This is a genomic window from Flavobacterium rhizosphaerae (assembly GCF_046000445.1).
Classification (GTDB): Bacteria; Bacteroidota; Bacteroidia; order Flavobacteriales; family Flavobacteriaceae; genus Flavobacterium; species Flavobacterium rhizosphaerae.
In genome coordinates this window covers 524,539-546,333 of record NZ_JBELPZ010000001.1, presented here as the reverse complement: position 1 = coordinate 546,333, position 21,795 = coordinate 524,539, and the positions used below count along the sequence as shown (strand labels likewise).

Here is a 21,795-nt window from a genome sequence, read left to right as displayed (position 1 = left end):
TACTTTACCCCGAACGGGGATGGCTACCACGACTACTGGAACATCACCGGGCTGGATGCCTCGGCGCGGATCTACATCTTTGACCGTTACGGCAAGCTGCTGAAACAAATAAGCCCTGACGGCATAGGTTGGGACGGTACCTTTAACGGTCAGCCGGTACCCTCGGATGACTACTGGTTCCTTGTAGAATACACCGAAGGAAACCAGAGCAAAGAGTTCAGGTCACATTTTGCCATAAAAAGGTAATACTATACAAACACTATAAACTATAAAAGGCAGCCAACTAGGCTGCCTTTTGTCATGTTAAATATCAATGTTTCAAAAATAAGCATTGATATTTTTGTTATTTTTGTTTTCTACCAAAAAAACCATGAAGAATTACTTTTTGTTATTAGGGGTTCTATTTACATTACTTTCTTGCAGTGATGATAAAGATTATATATCAACGGGCGGGGGGTCAGGCCCTGATAGCCAGGGTAATATTATTTCCCTTCCGGATGTAGCATATAATTACAGTAACCCTGACTTTCCCGATTATTTTTTTATTGATGATAACGGCGGTCTGCCAAGCTCTGTAAATGGCATTGATAATACACCTTCAGATAATGAAATTACCGATGCAGGCGCTACGCTGGGCCGGGTATTGTTTTATGATAAAAACCTAAGTGCTAACCGCACAACGGCATGTGGCTCGTGTCACAGGCCGGAAAAAGCTTTTGCAGATTCAAGTCCGTTAAGCCAGGGGCTTCATGGAGAAAATACCAAAAGAAATGCCATGACTATGGTTAATTTACGCTTTTATAAAAGAGGGCATTTCTTTTATGATGAAAGAGCAGAGACGCTTGAATTACAGGTATTAATGCCTATTCTGGATCAGAAAGAAATGGCCTTAACAGAGCCCGAAATTACCCAGCGTGTGGCAGAGCAGCCTTATTACAGTATGTTGTTTATAAAGGCTTTTGGTTCTTCAAGCGTAACGACCGACAGGATTTCTAAGGCATTATCACAGTTTATAAGGAGTATGGTAAGCTATACCTCTAAGTATGATGAAGGCAGGGCACAGGTAGCCAATATGGCCGACCCGTTTCCTAATTTTTCACAACAGGAAAACCGTGGTAAAGAGCTTTTTTTAAAACCTGTAACACAGGGCGGGGTAGGTTGTTACAGTTGCCATACAACCGAAGCTTTTGTAAGCCCCAATATTGGCCCTGTTAATAACGGGCTTGATGCTGTTACTACTAATGATGAAGGCGCCTATGACCATTATGGTACAGACCCGTATAAAGGGAAGTTTAAAATACCCACATTGCGTAATATAGTGCTAACCTCTCCCTACATGCACGACGGGCGCTTTAGTTCATTGGTGGAGGTGATAGATTTTTATGACTCCGGTGTGCAGGACCATCCTAATTTATCTCCTGCATTAAAAGATACAGACGGGCAACCCAGAAAATTACACTTGAGCCAGCAGGATAAATCGGCGCTTATGCTGTTTTTAAACACCCTTACGGATACCGAAATGACACATGATGTTAAGTTTTCAGATCCGTTTATTAACCAGCATCTTTAATTTTGGGTAAGCGCATGTAAGCGGGCTACATATTTTCCTACTACATCAAATTCAAGGTTTACAACAGTACCTTCTTTAATGGTATTAAAATTAGTATGCTCATAAGTATACGGTATAATGGCTACACTAAACGTTCCATTACCAGAGTTTACCACGGTAAGGCTTACACCATTTATAGTAATACTCCCTTTTTCTATAGTAATATTATGGGCAACCGTATCATATTTAAAGGTAAAATACCAGCTTCCCCCGGCTTCTTTTACAGCAGTGCAGGTGCCTGTCTGGTCTACGTGCCCCTGTACAATATGCCCGTCAAGCCGGTCGCCCAGTTTCATGGCACGTTCCAGGTTTACTTTACTGCCCTGCTGCCAATTTTTTAAATTTGTTTTATCAAGCGTTTCTTTTATAGCCGTTACGGTATAGGTGTTATTTTCTAAAGCTACTACAGTAAGGCATACGCCATCATGGCTAAGGCTCTGGTCAATTTTCAGTTCATTTGTTATGGGGCTGTGAAAAGTAAAGTGTATATTATCTTCCTCTTTTTGTATATGTTGCAGTATTGCGGCGGTTTCTATTATTCCTGTAAACATGCTGATTTTATTTTACTAAATTTGTAGATGTAAAAGTAGCAATAAACACCATTATGACAAAAACGGGAGAAAAAGTGATTGTAGGCATATCAGTGGGCGACCTGAACGGGATAGGGACAGAGGTAATATTAAAAACCTTTGAAGATGCGCGTATGCTTGAGTTGTGTACCCCGGTGCTTTTTGCCAACATAAAAATAATATCATTTATAAAAAAAACACTTGGGTTAAATGTTAATGTGCACGGTATAGACAAACCCGAGCAAATTGCGCCCGGTAAAATAAATGTAATTAATATATGGCGCGAAGGGGTTAATATTGAGTTTGGTAAAAATGACGAAGAGGTAGGCAAATATGCTATAAAATCATTTACTGCGGCTGTAGCTGCATTAAAAGAAAAGTGGATAGATGTGCTGGTAACCGCACCTATTAATAAGTATAACATACAAAGTGAAGATTTTAAATTTCCGGGCCATACCGATTATCTGGATCAGCAGCTCGATGGCCAGGCTATTATGCTGATGGTTCAGGGTAGTTTAAGGGTAGGGTTGTTGACAGATCATATACCTGTAAATGACGTATCATCACACCTTAATGAAGCATTAATACGCAAAAAACTCACTACCTTAAACCATACGCTTAAACAGGATTTCAGGATCAGTACACCAAAAATAGCCGTGTTGGGGGTAAATCCGCACAGCGGCGATAACGGAGTTATTGGCAGGGAAGATGATGAAGTGGTAAAACCGGTATTAAAAAAATTGTTTGAAGAAGGGATGCTGGTATTTGGCCCCTTTAGTGCCGATAGTTTTTTTGGCAGCGGGCAATATGAAAAATATGATGCCGTTATAGCAGCCTATCATGACCAGGGGCTTATACCCTTTAAAACACTGGCCTTTGGTAATGGTGTAAACTATACCGCAGGGCTGGAAGGCATACGCACATCGCCAGATCATGGCACAGCTTATGAAATTGCAGGTAAGGGGCTGGCAGATCATAATTCTTTTAAAGAAGCCGTTTACCTGGGGCTTGATATATACCAGAACAGGGAGGAGTATAAAGAAATTACACGAAACCCCCTGAAGGTGAAAGAAAAGCAGTTGTAAAAAAAATATTCTCAACAGTTTTGTGTTTATAATTATTTTATATCTTTGCACGCTCAAAACTGTTGTGATAAAACAAGTTGCAGTATATTTAACTGCAAATAGATTACTAACGGTTTAAAAACTGGAACCATGAAAATGAAAAAGGAATTTTTAATCCCTTTTGTGGGGTTAAAACAGGGAAAGCACCAGTTTGAGTTTAATGTAGATAAAACGTTCTTTGATGCCTTTAATTTTGACGAATATAATGACGTTAATGTTAAGGTACAGCTTGTTTTGGAAAAAGGGAGCACCATGATGGAGCTAAACTTTAAGCATAAAGGCACGGTAAACGTACCTTGTGATGTAACTAATGAAGATTTTGACCTGCCCATTAAAGGTAAGTTAAGGCTTATAGTAAAGTTTGGCGATGAGTATAATGATGATAATGATGAAATACTTATACTGCCACATGGTGAATACCAGGTAAATGTAGCACAGTATATTTATGAAATGATTGTGCTTTCGGTACCAACAAAACGGGTGCATCCGGGAATTTCAAAAGGTACCGTTGGTGCCGGTATTTTACATAAACTGGAAGAGCTTGCCCCAAAAGAGCAGCATGAAGAAAAAGAAGAAGAAAAAACAGATCCCCGTTGGGACGGATTAAAAAAACTATTAACGGATAATAAATAATATAGAAAATGGCACATCCTAAGAGAAAGACATCGAAAACCAGGAGAGATAAAAGGAGAACGCATTATAAAGCTTCAGTTCCTCAGATAGCTACATGCCCGGTAACTGGCGAAGCACATCTTTACCACAGGGCTTACTGGCACGAAGGTAAAATGTACTACAGGGGACAGGTAGTTATAGATAAGCAGGAAGCTGTAGCCTAAGGATTTAAAAGTATAGGGTAAAACTCTCACTAAGTGGGAGTTTTTTTGTTAAATATGCTTTTTTTAAATTAAAAAGGCAGGTTAATCTCTGCCGTTTTATAAAATTTTTGTAATTTCCACCACTTTTCAATTATCCTACCCCGGAAGTTGATTTGTTTATTATTATCCCTATGAGTAAAATAACTGCCGCCATTACCGCCGTTGGGGCCTATGTGCCGGATTTTGTGCTGACAAATGAGTTGTTGGAGACCATGGTAGACACAAATGACGAGTGGATTACCTCCCGCACAGGAATAAAGGAAAGGCGTATACTTAAAGATGACACAAAAGGTACTTCTTACCTTGCTATAAAAGCTGCCGAAGATTTAATTAAAAAATCTGGCATAGATCCAAAAGAAATAGATGCCGTATTACTGGCTACTGCCACGCCAGATCAGCCCGTTGCTGCCACCGCAGTATATGTGGCTACACAAATAGGTGCTGTTAATGCTTTTGCTTATGATTTGCAGGCAGCCTGCTCCAGTTTTTTATACGGTATGAGCACCGCAGCGGCCTATGTGCAAACAGGGCGTTATAAAAAGGTGCTTGTAATAGGCGCAGATAAAATGTCGTCTATTATAGATTATACAGACAGGGCAACCTGTATTATTTTTGGAGACGGTGCGGGCGCAGCCCTTTTTGAGCCTAATTATGAAGGTTTTGGGCTTATAGATGAAATATTAAGGAGTGACGGCGTAGGCCGTGAGTTTTTGAAAATTGAGGCAGGTGGCTCACTTTTGCCCCCAAGCCACGAAACTATAGATAACAAGCAGCATTACGTATACCAGGATGGTAAAACCGTATTTAAATATGCCGTATCTAACATGGCAGGGGTAAGCGAAAAAATAATGCAGCAAAACAACCTTTCTCACAGCGATGTAGACTGGCTTGTGGCACACCAGGCCAATAAAAGGATTATTGATGCTACTTCATCACGTATGGGCGTGGAAGACAGTAAAGTATTAATAAATATAGAAAAATACGGAAATACCACTTCAGCTACCCTGCCGCTACTGTTAAATGATTTTGAACATTTGTTTAAAAAGGGAGATAACCTGATATTTGCATCTTTCGGAGGCGGATTTACCTGGGGTTCAATTTACCTTAAGTGGGCATACGATAAAAAATAGACACACACACACTAAAACAAAATACGGAAATTATGGATATTAGAGAAATTCAAAACCTAATAAAATTTGTGGCGAAGTCCGGGGCTACAGAGGTAAAATTAGAAATGGATGATTTCAAAATTACTATAAAAACTACTACAGATAGTGGTACGCCCGAAACTACAGCCACATACATACAGCATGCACCAATGGCACAGCCGGTAGCAGCGCCCGTGGCTGCACCACAACAGCCTGTAGCAGCCGCAGCACCTGTTGCCCCTGCTGCAGATGACACCTCTAAATTTATTACAATAAAATCGCCGATGATAGGTACATTGTACCGCAAACCGGCTCCGGACAAAGCAACTTTTGTAGAGGTGGGCAGCACTATATCTAAAGGTGATGTAGTTTGTGTTATTGAGGCCATGAAACTGTTTAATGAAATAGAATCTGAAGTTTCCGGTAAAATAGTTAAAGTACTGGTAGACGATGCATCTCCTGTTGAGTTTGACCAGCCTTTATTCCTTGTAGATCCATCTTAAAGAAATTTTAAATGATGAATTTTAAATGACGGAAACCTTTTTTCGCCATTTATTAATTTAAAATTTATGATTCAAAATTTAAAATTGATAAGCGATGTTTAAAAAGATATTAGTAGCCAACCGCGGTGAAATTGCACTACGTGTAATAAGAACCTGCAAGGAAATGGGTATAAAAACGGTGGCTGTATACTCTACAGCTGATGCCGAAAGCCTGCATGTAAAATTTGCTGACGAAGCCGTATGTATAGGGCCACCGCCCAGCAACCTTTCGTACTTAAAAATATCAAATATTATAGCCGCCGCAGAAATAACCAATGCCGATGCCATACATCCGGGGTACGGTTTTCTTTCAGAAAACGCCAGATTCTCAAAAATATGTAAAGAGCATGGCATAAAATTTATTGGGGCATCGCCGGAAATGATTGATAAAATGGGCGATAAGGCTACTGCAAAAGCTACCATGAAGGCAGCCGGCGTACCTTGTGTTCCCGGTTCAGACGGTTTGCTTGATTCTTACGAGCATGCCGAAAAACTTGCTAAAGAGTTTGGTTACCCAGTTATGCTAAAAGCTACTGCCGGTGGTGGTGGTAAAGGTATGCGTGCCGTGTGGAAAGAAGAAGACCTGCTAAAAGCATGGGAAAGCGCCAAACAGGAAGCCGCGGCTTCTTTTGGTAACGATGGTATGTATATGGAAAAGCTTATTGAAGAGCCACGCCATATAGAAATACAAATTGTGGGTGATGCCTATGGCAAAGCCTGCCACCTGAGCGAAAGGGACTGCTCTGTACAGCGCCGTCATCAAAAGCTTACCGAAGAAACCCCATCGCCGTTTATGACGGATGAGCTTCGTACAAAAATGGGTGAAGCCGCCATACGCGCTGCTGAATACATTAAGTATGAAGGGGCCGGTACAGTAGAGTTTCTTGTAGATAAGCACAGAAACTTTTATTTTATGGAAATGAATACACGTATACAGGTAGAGCACCCTATTACCGAGCAGGTAATAGACTATGACCTGATACGCGAACAAATATTAGTAGCATCGGGTGTGCCAATTTCAGGGCGCAATTACCTGCCGGAGATGCACTCTATAGAATGCCGTATTAATGCCGAAGACCCGTATAATGATTTTCGCCCTTCACCGGGAAAAATTACTACCCTGCATATGCCGGGCGGGCACGGTGTAAGGCTCGATACCCATGTGTACAGTGGGTATACTATCCCTCCAAATTACGACTCTATGATAGCAAAGCTTATCACCACGGCACAAACACGTGATGAAGCCATAAGCAAAATGAGGCGTGCACTGGATGAATTTATTATAGAAGGTATAAAAACAACTATACCTTTTCACCGCCAGTTAATGGATGACCCGGCTTATGTAGCGGGCGATTATACTACAAAATTTATGGAAGGCTTTAAAATGAAGGAGCCGGCACAAGAATAAAAAAATAGCCCCTGCAAAATGCAGGGGCTATTTTTTTGCAATATGTTACCGCAAAAATTTGTATCTATGCTTTATGTAAACCATAAAACTATACAGATGAAATTTAAAAGCCTTAAAAAAATGCTGTTTGCAGCCGTGCTGATGCTGCTTTTTACAATTAATGCTACTGCCCAGGACAAAACTGTTGAAGGTGCAAAAGATGTGACTTCTTATATGAAAGAGCAACTGGACCTGAATGATGGGCAATACACAAAAGTGTATGATGTAAACCTGACTTTTTTGCAAAAAGTTGCTGAAAACAATAAGAAAAACACCGGGGTAGAAAGGGTTAAAAAATTACGTGCCCTTGAAAGCGAACGAGACGAAAAATTAAAATCGGTACTTAGTACAGAGCAGTATAAAGTATATGTAGGTAACAAAACGGCAAACCGCAAAAAAATTGCTGAATATTACAAATAAGATATTTGATAATGGAACACCCGGCTTGATAAAGCCGGGTGTTTTGGTTTATAAGGAGAGTACTGCCTACTTATTATAAATTAAAATTTTTCTACCGAAGCCTTTTTCCAGAAAAGATGAAAATTATCAGGTAATGAATTTTCATCAAGCAGGGTGCCGGGCTTTAGGTCAGGATAGGTTTCTTCATACGTTTCAATTTTGGTTTTATCTACCCGGCGGCTCACCACAGTACGGTCTACTTCATCAGGATGCCTTATCCCGGCCGAAGCCATAAGATCCATCGCGTTTTTCACAGTTTCCTGGTGATAGTTAAATACATGTATATGTTTTTCTTCGGGCACAAGGCCTTTGATAAGTTGCGGGTCTTGTGTTGCCACACCGGTAGGGCAGGTGTTAGCATGGCATTCCAGTGCCTGTATGCAGCCCAGCGCAAACATCATCCCGCGGGCAGAGTTACAAAGGTCAGCCCCAATAGAAAGGGCTTTAATAACATCAAAACCAGTTATGATCTTTCCGCTGCAAATAATTTTTATCTGGTCTTTAATACCAAAGCCTTTAAGGCAATCATGCACAAACGCTACGGCATCGCGCAGGGGCATACCCACATGGTCACTATATTCCTGTGGTGCGGCACCTGTACCGCCTTCGCCACCGTCAACCGTAATAAAGTCAAAATAGGTTTCGGTTTGTACCATTGCTTTACAAATAGATATAAACTCTGATTTGTTACCAATACAAATTTTCATGCCTATTGGCTTACCGCCAGAACCTTTACGTAATGTTTTTATAAAATCCATTAATTCTAAAGGGGTAGTAAAAGCCGTATGGTAAGGGGGAGAAATGATATCGTGCCCTTTACTTACCAGCCTGATGTTTGCAATTTCATCGGTTACTTTTTCTTTAGGCAGTATGCCGCCATGCCCTGGTTTGGCACCCTGAGAAAATTTTATTTCTATCATTTTTACAGTATCCAGCTGTGCCCTTTTGCTATATTCCTCATAAGAAAAGTTTCCATCTTTATCACGGCAGCTAAAATATCCTGTACCAATATTCCAAACCACATCACCACCCTGTAGGTGATAAGGAGATAATCCCCCCTCGCCGGTATTGTGGTAAAACCCGCCCAGTTTTGCACCGGCATTTAAGGCCATTATGGCATTTTTGCTTAATGAACCGTAACTCATGGCACTAATATTAAACAGGCTTGCCTCATAGGGTTTCTGGCATTGGGATGAACCTATTTTTATCCTTGGGTCCATATTTATCTGAATAAACGGTATTGCCTTTATGCTGTGGTTTATCCATTCATAGCCTTGGTTATACACGTCCAGTTGGGTGCCAAACGGCATCATATCCGGCAGTTTAGAGCTGCGGTGGTATACCAGCTCACGTTGCAGGCGGTTAAAAGGTTTGCCGCTAAGGTCGGTCTCAATAAAATACTGGCGCATTTCCGGCCCTATTGACTGTAATGCAAACCGAAGCCGCCCCAGCAGCGGAAAGTTGCGGCGTATGGACTGGTTTGATACATACATATCATAAAGCCCCATAAGTATAAGGGGTATAAATATGAGCAGTAACAATGCCGATTTAATATTGATGTAAGTTAAGAGTGCAATTATGGATAACGAGGTTATTGCAAAGAGTATGAATATTTTTCTCATCAGGAAAAAACTTATTAATATAGCAAAAGTACAAAATAAAAGCCTGGAACTATCCCGGCTTTAAATGCTTTATATTCTTATATACTTAAAAAGTATAGCCAATGCGCAGGTGCAGGTCAACACCCACACCTTCCTGATCGTAAAAATATTTTTTGTTGTCGCCTAACATTACGTAGTACCCTATGCCAATACCTGCTTCATAGTTAAAATTACTTTTGCCTATATTTCTGCGTATACCCCATTTAGGTATAAAAAAAAGTGTGCTGGCGGTTTCTGAATCATTAGTAGAAAAAACCATGAAATCAGGATTGAAACGGGTAGATATTGTTACAAAGTTAGCCGCATTGCCAGAGATATTTCGGCCTTTACCGGCACGCTTGCCAATGTTATAGTAATAGCGCGGCTCAAGGTTTATCATTGGGATGAGGCCCCATTCTGAACCTTCAGTGTTTATAGAGAACCCGGCATCTAAACCAATTTCTGTCCGGAGCGCAAATTTATTACCAAGCCTTGTTTCATTACTTACGTATACGCCCAAAAAACCGGTTTGTACATTGTAAACAGATTGCTCAATAAAATTTATTGGGGTTTGCTGGGCAAACAGCATGGTGCTAAATGTTGATGCACTAAGGCATAACATAAAAAATAATTTTTTCATGGTTGATATTTTTGCCGTAAAAATAGAAAATCCCCGCAATGTGGGGATTTAATATATAATAAACTTTATATTGCCTACTACCTTATTATTTACTGCTTAATATCCATCTTTTTAGCAAGGTCTTTTGGTAACCCGCCTTTATTAAGCAATATGGCTGTAGATTTATATTTTACAAAATTTTTGGTCATGTACATGTACCCCTGGTAATCGTTAGAGGCACCCCAAGAGTTTTTAATAATATAATACTCTTTACCGTTTTGGTCTTTGCTAAGGCCAACAATATGCATACCGTGGTCATCGGTAGTATCATAATTGTCAAATGCCTGTTGGCGCATTTCCGGAGTAATAACCAACTCTTCTTTAGGGCCTTTAAACAAGTCTTGTTTTTCTTCGGCATCCATGGCGCTATAATCTTTATTAGGCACAAAGGCTACACCATTTTTCCAGCTAAATCCTTTTTCGCTTACATCGCCTGCCCAGCCAACAGTATAGCCTTTTTTAAGGGCATTGTCTATAATATCGGTAAGGTCGTTCATTTTTACATTATAAATCATGTCAAGCGACCAGTTGTCCGGTACCATTAATACCATTTTTTCATAATACGGATGGTCAGTAAACGATGACAGCTCTACATAATCATCGGCATTAATGCCAATTACTTCTTTAGCAAAAGTTTGCGGAGTGTATTTTTTACCCTTATAAGTAAAGTTTTCCGGTACTTTGCCAAGGTATGTATCTATAACCGATGTATACGCATCAATCCAGTTAGGGGTAAGCTCACCGTTAGGGTTTTTTACCACGGCCTCTAAAAGCCCTTGGTTTATGGCCTGCATTTCGGCAAATTTATTATTGGCTGTGCCATAGTTTAGCCCGGTATATTCACTTTTTGGCAGGGCGCCATATTTTTTATACATGTTGATAACATCATGTAGGGCACCGCCATCGCCAAGGGTTATAGCGCCATGCATACGTACATAATTTTTACCTTTTTCTATATAGGCATTGCGTGCGGTATACACCTGAGAAATTTCTACAGGCTCTTTACCCATACGTATCATTTCACTCTCCAGGAATGAGTTGGCAGAGTAGCTCCAGCAGGTTCCTGATGATCCCTGGTTTTTTACCGGGGTATTCTCTATATTAATAACATCGGTAAAGATAAATGTCTCTTTACTATTGTCACTTTTATTGTTTTTTAACTGGTTAATCAGGTAATCCTGAGCATAGCCCGAATTAAGCCCAGCCAGTATAAGTGTGGCTGCTAATAGGGGTTTCATAAGTATTTTTTTCATAACGTTATATTACTATTGCATTAAACCGCTAAAGTACAGAAAAATTATAAAATGTTATTAAAAAGTGAAATTTCTACAATGTTTCTTCAAGCCACCTAAAAAATTCATGTTGCCAGGTTAAGCCATTTTGTGGTTTTAATACCCAGTGGTTTTCATCAGGAAAATAGACCAGCCTGCTTTTTATTCCGCGTAGCTGCGCCGCCTGAAAAGCCTCTAACCCCTGGCCTATAGGCACGCGGTAATCTTTACCCCCCTGGTAAATTAAAATAGGGGTATCCCACTTGGCTACAAGGTTTACGGGGTTAAATTGGTTATAGGTTTTTTGGGCAGCAGCATTATCCTTGTCCCAATAAGGGCCGCCGCTGTCCCAATTGGTAAAAAATACCTCTTCGGTTGTGCCATACATACTTTGTAGGTTAAAAACACCATCGTGTGCTATAAACGTTTTAAAACGTTTGTTGTGTATGCCGGCAAGGTAAAATACCGAATATCCGCCATAACTGGCGCCTACAGCGCCCAGCCTGTCTTTATCTACATAAGATTCTTTAGCTACATCATCTATAGCAGAAAGATAGTCGCGCATAGGTTGCCCTCCCCAGTCTTTACTAATTTCCTCGTTCCATGCCACGCCATGCCCGGGCATGCCGCGGCGGTTTGGCGCTACCACAATATAACCCTTTGCTGCCATAACCTGAAAATTCCACCTGAAACTGTAAAACTGACTCAAAGCGCTTTGCGGCCCGCCCTGGCAATAGAGTAGTGTGGGGTACTTTTTATTTTTATCAAAGCCTGGAGGGTATATTACCCATACCAGCATTTTTTTGCCATCAGTTGTGGTTACATAGCGTTTTTCGGTATTGCTAAGGCCAATGCTATTATAAACGGCATTGTTAACGGTGGTTATCTGGTTCCAGTTTTTCTTTTTAAGGTCATAACTGTATACCTCGGCAGCGTGGTTCATATCGGTGCGGGTAGCAATAATTTTATTGCCGCTAAAGCCTACTATTCCTGTTACATCAAAAATACCATCGGTTAACTGGGTAATCAAGGGTGCTATTTTCTTACTGCCGGGAAAGTTTACTTCAAAAAGTTGTTTGGTGCCGTCAACAGCGGCTAAAAAATAAACTTTTTTTCCGTCTTCGCTCCAGGTAAAACTGTCAACGGTACCATCCCAGTTCGCGGTAAGGTTAAAGTCGCCGCCATTGTAGCGTACTATAATATCATTCTTATCGGCCTCATACCCATCGCGCTTCATTTGCAGCCAGGTTAAATGCCCCTGTGGCGAAAAGGCAGGCTGGGTATCATAACCGGGGTTGCCGGGTGTGAGGTTTTTTGTCTGTTTTGTTTCAAGGTTATATTCATACAGGTCAGTATTAGTGCTTATGGCATATTCTGTGCCTGCTTTCTTTTTACTAACGTAAATAATAGTTTTACCATCAGGGCTCCAGGTATAATCTTCTTCACCGCCAAAGGGTTTTTGTGGAGAATCATACGGCTCTCCCGGCATAATGTCAGTAAAATTTTCTTCATCGGTAACGGGGGTATAGCCTACATGGTTGTGCGTACCGTTATTCCACGTATCCCAATGGCGGTAATCAAGGCCATCATATATTTGTGCTGTGGTTTTGTCAAGGTTGGGGTATTTGTCTTTCCCTAAGAGGTCTTGTACTTTTATCTCTTTACTGGTAAGTTTCCATTTGCCGTCTGGCGAGATATATTTGTCTTTAAGCAGTTTTTTATACTCTTCAACTTCTGTAGCTCTACCGCCTTCTATAGGTATGCTGTAAAACGTGCTTTGTAGTTTGTTCTCATCAATATTGGGTACAGATACCTTATAAACAAGGGTTTTGCCATCGGCAGTAATGCCCAGGGCACTTACCCGGCCCAGGCTCCAAAGCAATTCGGGTGTCATGTTTTGTTGCGCCGAAGACGATAATGCCATAATACTAAAGGTTAATACAATTAATTTTTTCATCAGGTAAATTTTAAAGGCTAAAAGTAATAATTTTTAAAAGAGTAACGGGTTCAATATGTAATTAGCCGGGTTAATGGAAATAATTTTATAGATAGTACCGTTTTACGTTAAACGTGTAAAGATTGTGTAAAAGAAATACCATTGGGCAATAAATTTACCCGCGATTAAAAAAATATGAGTATTTTCACACACTCAATCAAACGGACATAAAACAGCTTATATGAACGACAGCTTTCACTGGACTGACCTTTTAAATCCTGAATTTTATATTAACCTGCATATTGGTGGCGTACAGGTTGGTGTCTACGTGGTTTTATTTATAGTGTTTGCCGAAACAGGCCTTTTTGCCGGTTTCTTTTTGCCGGGAGACAGCCTGTTGTTTTTGGCGGGTATTTACAGTGACTCACTAATGGCTACTTTGTTTTCTATAGATGGCGATTTCATGAATGTAACCTTGCTGGCAACGCTTGTAGCCATTTCCGGTATATTAGGTAATACGTTTGGTTACTGGTTTGGCTACCGCAGCGGTGGCTACCTGTATAAAAAAGAAGATTCTTTCTGGTTCAAGAAAAAATACCTGATACAATCGCACGAATTTTTTGAAAAACACGGTGGGCGTGCTATTATATTTGCCCGTTTTATACCTATAATACGAACCTTTGCCCCAATAATTGCAGGGGTGGTAAAAATGGAGAAAAGCAGGTTTATGTTTTTCAACATCATCAGCTCATTTATGTGGTCTTTCGCCCTTATTTTTTCAGGGCATTATTTAAACGAACTTTTCCGCAATCAGTTTGATATTGATCTTAAATCGCACATAGAGCTAATTATTATCGGGATAATTGCCATTACTACCGTACCGCTTATTCTTAATGCTTTTAAAGGTAATAAAGTAACAGAACAAGAGGCTATTGAAGAGGCTGAAGATGATGAAAGCAGTATACTGCCTAAGTAAGCTTAGGTTTATGCTTTTGTAGTTTCAACAAATTCCATAATATCCCCCGGCTGGCATTGCAGTGCTTCGCAAATGGCTTCCAGGGTACTAAAACGTATTGCTTTTGCCTTTCCTGTTTTAAGTATAGAAAGGTTAGCGGTGGTAATGCCTATTTTTTCTGCAAGCTCATTACTGCGCATTTTTCGTTTGGCAAGCATTACATCAAGATTGATAATTACAGGCATATATTAAACGCTTAAATCATTTTCTTTCATGGTTTTTGCTGTAAGCAGTACATCACCCAGTACCATAAAGAAGAGCCCCAGCATGGGTATTAAAAGTGTATAGCCCGAAATTTCAAAACCAATGTAAGATTTTGCAATTATTACATATATAATGCCTGAGCATATGTAGATTAAATAGCCAATTAAGATAGCTTTACCGGTTTGGAGCAGGTTTTTAATAACATCGGTGTGAAAAATTTTCTTCTTTAAAAACATTCCCAAAAGGTTTTTAAATAAATAGAGTGCATAGGTATAAAAGCTAAAGGAAACAGCAAATGCTAACATCATAAATATGTGCTCAGCATCCAACTCATTTGCAGGTATGCCACCTATTGTAAATGGCACCTGTTGGGGCATTACGGCTACGATAAATATAAAAGGATAGGCAAAAAACAGCGTGATACACATAAGGGTAAAGACAATACCGGCTATTAATTTTAATAATTGTAAGCGTTTCATGAAAAAGAAATTTAAAGCCAAAAGTAAAATTATTGTTTATCAATAAAAAATAATTGTTTAAAAATATTCTTATTGTAAGTTTTTATTTATTTTTTAAATAGTGACTATAAATATAATAATTATGGCAAAAGGTTTTAAAACTGTGAAAACTTTGTTAAATTCGCTGTAAGAATCATCGTATTTATGGACAATTTTCCAAATATATTGCAGGATAAGCTCTTGGAGCGCGAAACAGAAAATTCACTTCGTACTCCCGGCTCTTTAGGGAATATGATTGATTTTTCTTCTAATGATTACCTTGGGTTTGCAGGTTCTGAAGAACTTTTCTCGGCTACAAACACATATATTACAGAGAATAATATAAAGGCAAACGGGGCAACAGGTTCAAGGCTTATTTCGGGTAACTATGGCCTTTATGATGTAACCGAGGCCTATATTGCGCAGCTTTTTAATGAAGAAAGCGCACTCATATTCAATTCAGGCTATGATGCCAATTTAGGCTTTTTTAGCAGTGTACCACAAAAGGGCGATGTTGTTTTGTTTGATGAGTATATACATGCCTCCATACGCGACGGGCTTAAACTTGGCCCGGCTACATCCTATAAATTTCCTCACAATGATGTAGAGGCATTATATAGCCTTGTAGAGCGGCACCGGTTTAAAGCAGGCGAAATGTATATTGTTACCGAATCTGTTTTTTCTATGGATGGCGATACGCCCAACCTGCATGATATTGCAGATATTGCCCGGAGGTATAAATGCAGGCTGGTTGTAGATGAGGCCCATGCGGTAGGTGTGCTGGGGCCTGGTGCTTTAGGGCTTGTGCCTACCATTAGTAACCACGAAAATGTTTTTGCGCGTATTGTTACGTTTAGCAAAGCATTCGGTGTGCATGGGGCCGCAGTTTTAGGGCCGGCGCAGCTTAAAAATTACCTGTTAAATTTTGCGCGTAGTTTTATTTATACCACCGCATTGCCGCCCCATACGCTGGCAGCTATATTTACATCCTGCAAGATGATGCAGGCTATGCCGCAAAAACAGGAAGACCTGCATGCTATTATTATGCATTTTAAAGAGGAAACAGAAAAGCTTAACCTGGATTTTATTCTGAGCTTTTCGGCCATACATTGCATAATAGTACCCGGTAATGAAAGGGTAAAACGTATTGCAAAAAAACTACAGGATCAGGGTTTTGGCATAAAAGCAATACTCTCACCTACAGTGCCACAGGGGCAGGAAAGGCTGCGGTTTTGCCTGCATACCTATAATACTAAAACACAGGTTTCTAAAGCATTGTCAATACTTATTCAGGAACTTCGTTTTCTATAGCTTCTTTCGCCTGTGCTTCTTTTTTTTCCTGCCGCTTTCTTTGATGTTTTCTTGGGCTACGGCTCCTGCGCTTAAACCAGTTGTTGTCTTCTTCGCCAAACAGGTAGGCATAGGGCTGTGTGGCGGGGCTTAATTCAAAAAGTTTTTTTAATATGGCTATAGAAGGTATAATCAATATCATGCCTATTATACCCCATATAGCGCCTCCTATCAATAACCCAACAAAAGTAATAAGGGCATTTAAGTTAACATTGCTTCCTGTTATTTTGGGAGTAAGAAAGGTGCTTTCTATTATTTGGATAATAGTAAAAGCTATTACCACTGCAAAAGGATAAAAAAGGCTGTCTTTGGTTATCAGGGCAAATATAAAAGGCAATACAGACCCCAGTGTTGGGCCCAGGTACGGTATAATATTAAGCATACCGGCCAGTACGCCAAAAAAAATAGCGTGCTTAATGCCCAGTGCAAATAGCACCGCAGTATTTAATACTGCCAGAATCAACATAACTTTTCCGGCGCCAAGCATATAGGCGTGCACAATTTTTCGGATGGAGGTAAGTTTATCCAGTAAAAAATTGTTGTTTTGCCTGTGAAACACTTTAGTAACAAATACGGCAAGATGGTCTCTGTAAATAAGCAGAAAAAATATAAATACCGGTAGCAGTATTATGTTGCCCAGTGTATTTATGGTTTGAAATATAAGTTGGGTTGGTGTAATATCTTCGGGGCCTACCATTTCAACGGCCTTTTCAACTTCAAATCCGTGTGGCATACCCAGGTCAAAACCAAGATGTACTTTACTCCATTTATTCGCCTCAATTACAAATCCGTTAATTCGGTTTCCCAGTGTATCTCCCAAATCGTTTGTAAATCCACGTACCTGTAAGTATATAAACAATAAAACACCCCCAATTACCAGTGTAAATATCAAAAGGCATATAAATGCACTAAATGACCGCGGGATTTTTCTGCGTTCAAGCCTGTTGCAGGATGAAGTAAGCAGCATTGCTATATAGCCGGAAACAAGAAGTGGTATTAAAATAGCCTTTGCAATAATCATAAAAAATACAATTATGATTATGAGCATCGATATTATGAGTGCCCTTACATAAGGGGGTAGCTTTATTTCCATTTTTGAGAAAGAGTCAGGCGTTGTGTTAAAAATAATAAATTTTATCAAAAGTAAAAATTAAAAAAATTCAGATATGGTAATATTTTATTAAATTATGTAAGATATTTACTTAAATATTTTATAAAACGTGTTACCTGACAGGCGTTTGCTAAATTTGTGTTTATGGAAAATGCATTTCAAAAGGTAGCAGCTTATCAGTATTCTTCAGAAGCCATAGTGATAAAAGGCAGGCTTGAGGCCGAAGGCATAGAGGTATTTATGGCTGATAACTATACTATTGATGTGGATCCTTTAGTGAGCAATGCCATTGGCGGCGTAAAACTGTTTGTGCGGACAGAAAACGTTGAAAAAGCAAAGGAAATACTCTCTGAAATAAGCCGTTACGCCCCTTACTAACGAAGGAAAAAGTGTTGTTTGCCCTAATTGTGGCAGCACAAAAGTTGAGATGATGAGTACAATAAGGGATAAAAAGGGTTTTTGGGGATTTTTACTGGGTACAATACTTTTTACTTCACTTCCCATCTTTATAAAATATAAGTACCACTGCGATAACTGCAGGCATGAATTTGAAATAAAATGAAACTATTTATTACCGGCATTGGTACCGATGTAGGCAAAACCATTGTGGCGGCTATTGTTACTGAGGCCCTTGAGGCAGATTACTGGAAACCGATACAGGCAGGTGATCTTGATGATTCTGATACTCATAAGGTTAAGCGTTATGTGAGTAATACAAAAACTATATTGCACCCCAACAGTTATGCGTTAAAAACTCCGGCAAGCCCGCATCTTGCAGCAGCTCTTGATGGGATTGTTATAAACCCTGATGTTATAACAGAACCGGAAATCAACAATGAGCATCTCGTTATTGAAGGGGCGGGCGGGCTATATGTACCTGTTAACAGCGATGCCACCATTGCTGACCTGATAAAGCCGGACTATAAAGTAATTGTGGTATCACGCCACTATCTGGGTAGTATTAACCACACCCTGCTTACTATTGAGGCGCTGGTGAACCGTAATATTCCGGTCGCGGGTATTATATTCAATGGACGTGAAAATAAGCCGACAGAGGATATTATACTGCAAAAAACCGGTATTGCATGTATTGGGCGCATAGATGAGGAGCCTTATTTTGATAAAAACGTTATTAGCTATTATGCAGCTGCTTTTAGAAAAGAGCTTTTAGCATTAGAGTAAAAATATTACCAATGGAAGATGTATACACTATAACACCGCAGGAAGCGGAGCAAATGTTGTGGCACCCCTATACCCAACATAAAACAGCGCCGATGCCCGTAAAAATTGTAAGGGGCGAGGGTGCCCTGTTATGGGATGAAAACGGAAAAGAATATATAGACGCCATAGCCTCGTGGTGGGTTAACCCTTACGGGCATAGTAATAAATATATTGCCGATGCTATTTATAAGCAGCTTACTACACTGGAGCATGTGCTTTTTGGTGGATTTACCCATAACCCTGCACAGCAGCTTGCCGCACGTTTAAAAGGTATATTGCCCGATAATCAAAACAAGTTTTTTTTCAGCGATAATGGGTCTACAGCTGTTGAGGTGGCGCTTAAAGCGGCCTTACAGTATTATTATAACAAAGGGCACAAACGCACTAAAATAATAGCGTTTGAAAACGGTTTTCATGGCGATACATTTGCGGCTATGGCGGCCAGCGGTATTTCCTTTTTTACCGAAGCATTTAAGGGTTCGCTTATTGAGGTAGCCCGTATTCCTGTACCTGTTGCAGGGAAAGAGCAGGAAAGCATAGACAGTTTGAACTATCTGGCAGCCACAGGAGAATATGCCGCTTTTATTTTTGAGCCCTTGGTGCAGGGTGCCGCGGGCATGGTTATGTATGAACCCGGTCCGCTTGATGCGTTATTAAAAATATGTAAACAGTATGGCGTGTTTACTATTGCAGATGAAGTAATGACGGGCTTTGGTAAAACAGGAAAGAACTTTGCCTGTGATTATCTCACACAACAACCGGATGTGATGTGCCTTAGCAAGGCGCTTACAGGTGGAACGATACCTATGGCTATTACTACTTTTACCCAACAAGTGTTTGACGGTTTTTATAATGATGATGTAAATAAAGCTCTTTTTCATGGGCATACGTTTACAGCAAACCCAACCGGTTGTGCGGCAGCATTGGCAGGGCTGGACCTGCTGCTGAGTGATGAAATGCAGCAAAACCTGATACGTATAAATAAAAATCACCTGACTTTTAAGGAGAGGCTCAGTACTCACCCACAGGTAAAAACCGTTAGGGTTACAGGTATAATACTGGCGCTTGAAGTAAGGCGCGAAAGCAACGAAAGCTACTACGGTAGTTACCGCAACAGGTTATATGATTTTTTTATAAATAACGGGTTAATAATCAGGCCTGTGGGTAACGTTATTTATGTGTTGCCGCCTTACATTATAAGTGATGTATTATTAGATAAAATTTATGAAACTGTTATAAAAGCAATACAGGAAATAGTGTAAATTTAGCTTAAACTTTACATTGTTTTTTATGATGCACCCTGAAACTGAGGTCCGCTTTATTAGTGATAGAGTGGGCTATGGCGTTGTAGCCAAAAATTTTATTCCGAAAGGAACTATTACATGGGTTCAGGATGACCTGGATACCATTTATTCGGCAGAAGCAATTCAAAAGTTAAATCCCCTAATGCTTGATTATATTGAAACCTACTGCTTTACAAATGGCAGGGGAGAAAAGGTGTTGTGCTGGGATATAGCAAAATATGTTAACCACAGCTTTAATTCCAACTGTGTAACTACTGCTTATGACTTTGAGATTGCCATACGTGATATTTATCCCGGCGAACAGATAACCGATGATTACGGTTACCTGAACGTATCTGAACCTTTTGAGGCAGAAGATGAGGGGTATGAAAGAAAAGTGGTATATCCTGATGATATACTACGCTATCATGAGCAGTGGGATAAAGCTGTGCTGGATAATTTATTTGACATAGGCAGCGTGCACCAACCTCTTAAAAAGTTTATACCCGCACTGCATTGGGAAGGTTTTAGCCGTGTTATTGCTGGGCAGGAGCAACTCAGGTCTATACTCACCTGTTATTATGACCAAAAAATAATTGACCGCTTATTTTAGCGGTTTTTTGTTATACCGTACTTTTGCAGAAATAAATTTTTTGTGGCTACACCGGTTTCAATAATAACATTGGGTTCTTTTTCTCCCTTGGGCAGTACTCCCCAAAAAGTATGGCAAACGTACAAAACCAAAGCATCTTGCATTAAAACCGTGAGTCTTGGCGGTAATGAAGTTCCTATAGCTGCATTACCACACTACCTGACAGATGAGGTAGAAGCATTAAGACAATCGGCCATACATTATAAAAATTTAGATAATTCTGTGCTGTATGCTATTTTAGCCGCGCGTAATACATTACAAGCAGCAGGGGTACAGGCAGGCAACACCTTTGGTGTCAACATTGGCTCATCACGCGGCGCGACAGGTTTGTTTGAGGGTTATTTTGCAGATTTTTTAAAAACCGGTAAAACAGGAGTGCAGGCCTCTCCTGCCACCACGCTGGGCAACATATCATCATGGGTGGCGCAGGATTTAAAAACTTCCGGGCCGGATATTTCTCATTCTATTACCTGTTCTACGGCTATGCATGCTGTATTAAACGGCATTGCCTGGCTTAATGCCGGTATGGCGGATGCCTTTTTGGTAGGGGGGAGCGAAGCGCCGCTTACACACTTTACTATTGCGCAAATGCAGGCCATGAAAATTTATTCGAGGCAGAAAAATCCTTTTTATTGCCGGGCACTTGACTTTGAGAAAACAGAAAACACTATGGTATTGGGCGAGGGTGCCAGTATGGCGCTTTTAAAACCCGGAAGGGTAGCAAACGCTATAGCATATATTGAAGGTTATGGTTATGCTACCGAAATACTTAAACACAGCGTTTCTATTTCTGAAGAGGCTATATGTCTTCAAAAATCTATGGAAATGGCGCTTAAAGATATAAACCTGTCTGAGGTTGATGCAGTGGTCATGCATGCTCCCGGCACTATAAAGGGTGATACTTCTGAATTTGCGGCTATAAAAAATGTATTTGGTGCCCATAAACCATTACTCACTACCAATAAATGGATAACGGGGCATACTTTTGGGGCTTCGGGTTTGTTGAGCCTGGAGTTTGCCTTGCTGATGTTACAGCATAATGAGTTTATACAGTCTCCATTTTATCCGCAGCAGCAACACAGTTCCCTTAAAAAAATACTTGTAAATGCCGTTGGCTTTGGTGGTAATGCCGTTAGTATTTTAGTTACTAAAGCTATATAAAA

Annotated in this window: 24 protein-coding genes; 16 read left to right on the top strand and 8 right to left on the bottom strand. The window is 40.1% G+C overall.

The annotated features are described in order from the left end of the window. Positions 1-246: T9SS type B sorting domain-containing protein (locus ABS766_RS02375; protein WP_408083490.1), on the top strand; the 246-nt coding region annotated here is incomplete at its 5' end. 124 nt (positions 247-370) lie between these two features. Continuing rightward, on the top strand, positions 371-1,570 hold the full coding sequence (locus tag ABS766_RS02370) for a cytochrome-c peroxidase (protein WP_408083489.1): 1,200 nt from the start codon (positions 371-373) through the stop codon (positions 1,568-1,570). Here the strand turns inward: ABS766_RS02370 and ABS766_RS02365 are convergent. Next, entirely contained in the window at positions 1,567-2,160 is a 594-nt protein-coding gene (locus ABS766_RS02365; protein ID WP_408083488.1) for a riboflavin synthase, read from the bottom strand. The two genes, ABS766_RS02370 and ABS766_RS02365, sit on opposite strands and share 4 nt — an antisense overlap. A gap of 53 nt (positions 2,161-2,213) precedes the next feature. Here ABS766_RS02365 and pdxA point away from each other — a divergent pair, with 53 nt between their 5' ends. The 7 genes from pdxA (at position 2,214) to ABS766_RS02330 (ending at position 7,734) form a co-directional block, all read left to right on the top strand. After that, positions 2,214-3,263, top strand: a complete 1,050-nt coding sequence (gene pdxA, locus ABS766_RS02360; protein ID WP_408083486.1) for a 4-hydroxythreonine-4-phosphate dehydrogenase PdxA — start codon at positions 2,214-2,216, stop codon at positions 3,261-3,263. Between the two features lie 129 nt (positions 3,264-3,392). Then, entirely contained in the window at positions 3,393-3,935 is a 543-nt protein-coding gene (locus ABS766_RS02355; protein ID WP_408083485.1) for a YceD family protein, read from the top strand. A gap of 8 nt (positions 3,936-3,943) precedes the next feature. Beyond that, the gene (rpmF, locus tag ABS766_RS02350) at positions 3,944-4,138 is read left to right on the top strand and encodes a 50S ribosomal protein L32 (RefSeq protein WP_082482157.1); all 195 of its coding nucleotides are present in this window, start codon (positions 3,944-3,946) and stop codon (positions 4,136-4,138) included. Positions 4,139-4,308: 170 nt separating this feature from the next. Beyond that, positions 4,309-5,307 (top strand): beta-ketoacyl-ACP synthase III, encoded by a 999-nt coding sequence (locus ABS766_RS02345; RefSeq protein ID WP_408083484.1) that lies wholly within the window; start codon positions 4,309-4,311, stop codon positions 5,305-5,307. A 32-nt stretch (positions 5,308-5,339) separates the two neighbouring features. Continuing rightward, positions 5,340-5,828, top strand: coding sequence for an acetyl-CoA carboxylase biotin carboxyl carrier protein (accB, locus tag ABS766_RS02340; protein WP_408083483.1), 489 nt, complete (start codon positions 5,340-5,342; stop codon positions 5,826-5,828). Between the two features lie 94 nt (positions 5,829-5,922). After that, a complete protein-coding gene (gene accC / locus ABS766_RS02335; RefSeq protein ID WP_408083481.1) occupies positions 5,923-7,275 on the top strand; it encodes an acetyl-CoA carboxylase biotin carboxylase subunit in 1,353 nt (450 codons plus the stop codon). A gap of 96 nt (positions 7,276-7,371) precedes the next feature. Continuing rightward, on the top strand, positions 7,372-7,734 hold the full coding sequence (locus tag ABS766_RS02330; RefSeq protein ID WP_408083480.1) for a hypothetical protein: 363 nt from the start codon (positions 7,372-7,374) through the stop codon (positions 7,732-7,734). A gap of 80 nt (positions 7,735-7,814) precedes the next feature. Here ABS766_RS02330 and ABS766_RS02325 read toward each other — a convergent pair whose 3' ends face one another. The 4 genes from ABS766_RS02325 to ABS766_RS02310 form a co-directional block, all read right to left on the bottom strand. Then, positions 7,815-9,395 (bottom strand): FMN-binding glutamate synthase family protein, encoded by a 1,581-nt coding sequence (locus ABS766_RS02325; RefSeq protein ID WP_408083479.1) that lies wholly within the window; start codon positions 9,393-9,395, stop codon positions 7,815-7,817. A gap of 85 nt (positions 9,396-9,480) precedes the next feature. Continuing rightward, complete coding sequence (locus ABS766_RS02320; RefSeq protein ID WP_408083478.1) at positions 9,481-10,053, bottom strand: hypothetical protein; 573 nt, start codon at positions 10,051-10,053, stop codon at positions 9,481-9,483. Between the two features lie 89 nt (positions 10,054-10,142). Continuing rightward, positions 10,143-11,345: a C1 family peptidase gene (locus ABS766_RS02315; protein WP_408083477.1), complete on the bottom strand. Its 1,203-nt coding sequence runs from the start codon at positions 11,343-11,345 to the stop codon at positions 10,143-10,145. A 73-nt stretch (positions 11,346-11,418) separates the two neighbouring features. Continuing rightward, positions 11,419-13,320, bottom strand: a complete 1,902-nt coding sequence (locus tag ABS766_RS02310) for a S9 family peptidase (protein ID WP_408083476.1) — start codon at positions 13,318-13,320, stop codon at positions 11,419-11,421. Positions 13,321-13,540: 220 nt separating this feature from the next. Here ABS766_RS02310 and ABS766_RS02305 point away from each other — a divergent pair, with 220 nt between their 5' ends. Next, complete coding sequence (locus ABS766_RS02305; protein WP_408083475.1) at positions 13,541-14,275, top strand: DedA family protein; 735 nt, start codon at positions 13,541-13,543, stop codon at positions 14,273-14,275. Between the two features lie 8 nt (positions 14,276-14,283). On the opposite strand, the gene ABS766_RS02300 is transcribed toward ABS766_RS02305, so the two are convergent. Together ABS766_RS02300 and ABS766_RS02295 are read right to left on the bottom strand one after the other, a co-directional pair. After that, entirely contained in the window at positions 14,284-14,499 is a 216-nt protein-coding gene (locus ABS766_RS02300; protein WP_408083474.1) for a helix-turn-helix domain-containing protein, read from the bottom strand. 3 nt (positions 14,500-14,502) lie between these two features. After that, positions 14,503-14,997: a DUF2975 domain-containing protein gene (locus ABS766_RS02295; RefSeq protein ID WP_408083473.1), complete on the bottom strand. Its 495-nt coding sequence runs from the start codon at positions 14,995-14,997 to the stop codon at positions 14,503-14,505. A gap of 183 nt (positions 14,998-15,180) precedes the next feature. Between ABS766_RS02295 and ABS766_RS02290 the strand changes: the two genes are divergently transcribed. Then, positions 15,181-16,326: an aminotransferase class I/II-fold pyridoxal phosphate-dependent enzyme gene (locus ABS766_RS02290; protein WP_408083472.1), complete on the top strand. Its 1,146-nt coding sequence runs from the start codon at positions 15,181-15,183 to the stop codon at positions 16,324-16,326. Here ABS766_RS02290 and ABS766_RS02285 read toward each other — a convergent pair. Beyond that, entirely contained in the window at positions 16,301-17,413 is a 1,113-nt protein-coding gene (locus tag ABS766_RS02285) for an AI-2E family transporter (protein ID WP_408083471.1), read from the bottom strand. The genes ABS766_RS02290 and ABS766_RS02285 overlap by 26 nt on opposite strands. Positions 17,414-17,620: 207 nt before the next feature. Here ABS766_RS02285 and ABS766_RS02280 point away from each other — a divergent pair, with 207 nt between their 5' ends. The 5 genes from ABS766_RS02280 to ABS766_RS02260 all read left to right on the top strand — a co-directional run bounded on the left by ABS766_RS02280 (position 17,621) and on the right by ABS766_RS02260 (position 21,793). Further along, entirely contained in the window at positions 17,621-17,854 is a 234-nt protein-coding gene (locus tag ABS766_RS02280) for a putative signal transducing protein (RefSeq protein ID WP_408083470.1), read from the top strand. A 180-nt stretch (positions 17,855-18,034) separates the two neighbouring features. Continuing rightward, a complete protein-coding gene (bioD, locus tag ABS766_RS02275; protein ID WP_408083469.1) occupies positions 18,035-18,658 on the top strand; it encodes a dethiobiotin synthase in 624 nt (207 codons plus the stop codon). Positions 18,659-18,669: 11 nt separating this feature from the next. After that, positions 18,670-19,959 (top strand): adenosylmethionine--8-amino-7-oxononanoate transaminase, encoded by a 1,290-nt coding sequence (bioA, locus tag ABS766_RS02270; protein WP_408083467.1) that lies wholly within the window; start codon positions 18,670-18,672, stop codon positions 19,957-19,959. Between the two features lie 28 nt (positions 19,960-19,987). Further along, a complete protein-coding gene (locus ABS766_RS02265; RefSeq protein ID WP_408083466.1) occupies positions 19,988-20,593 on the top strand; it encodes an SET domain-containing protein in 606 nt (201 codons plus the stop codon). A gap of 42 nt (positions 20,594-20,635) precedes the next feature. Further along, on the top strand, positions 20,636-21,793 hold the full coding sequence (locus ABS766_RS02260) for a beta-ketoacyl synthase N-terminal-like domain-containing protein (protein WP_408083465.1): 1,158 nt from the start codon (positions 20,636-20,638) through the stop codon (positions 21,791-21,793). The last annotated feature ends 2 nt before the right edge of the window (positions 21,794-21,795 follow it).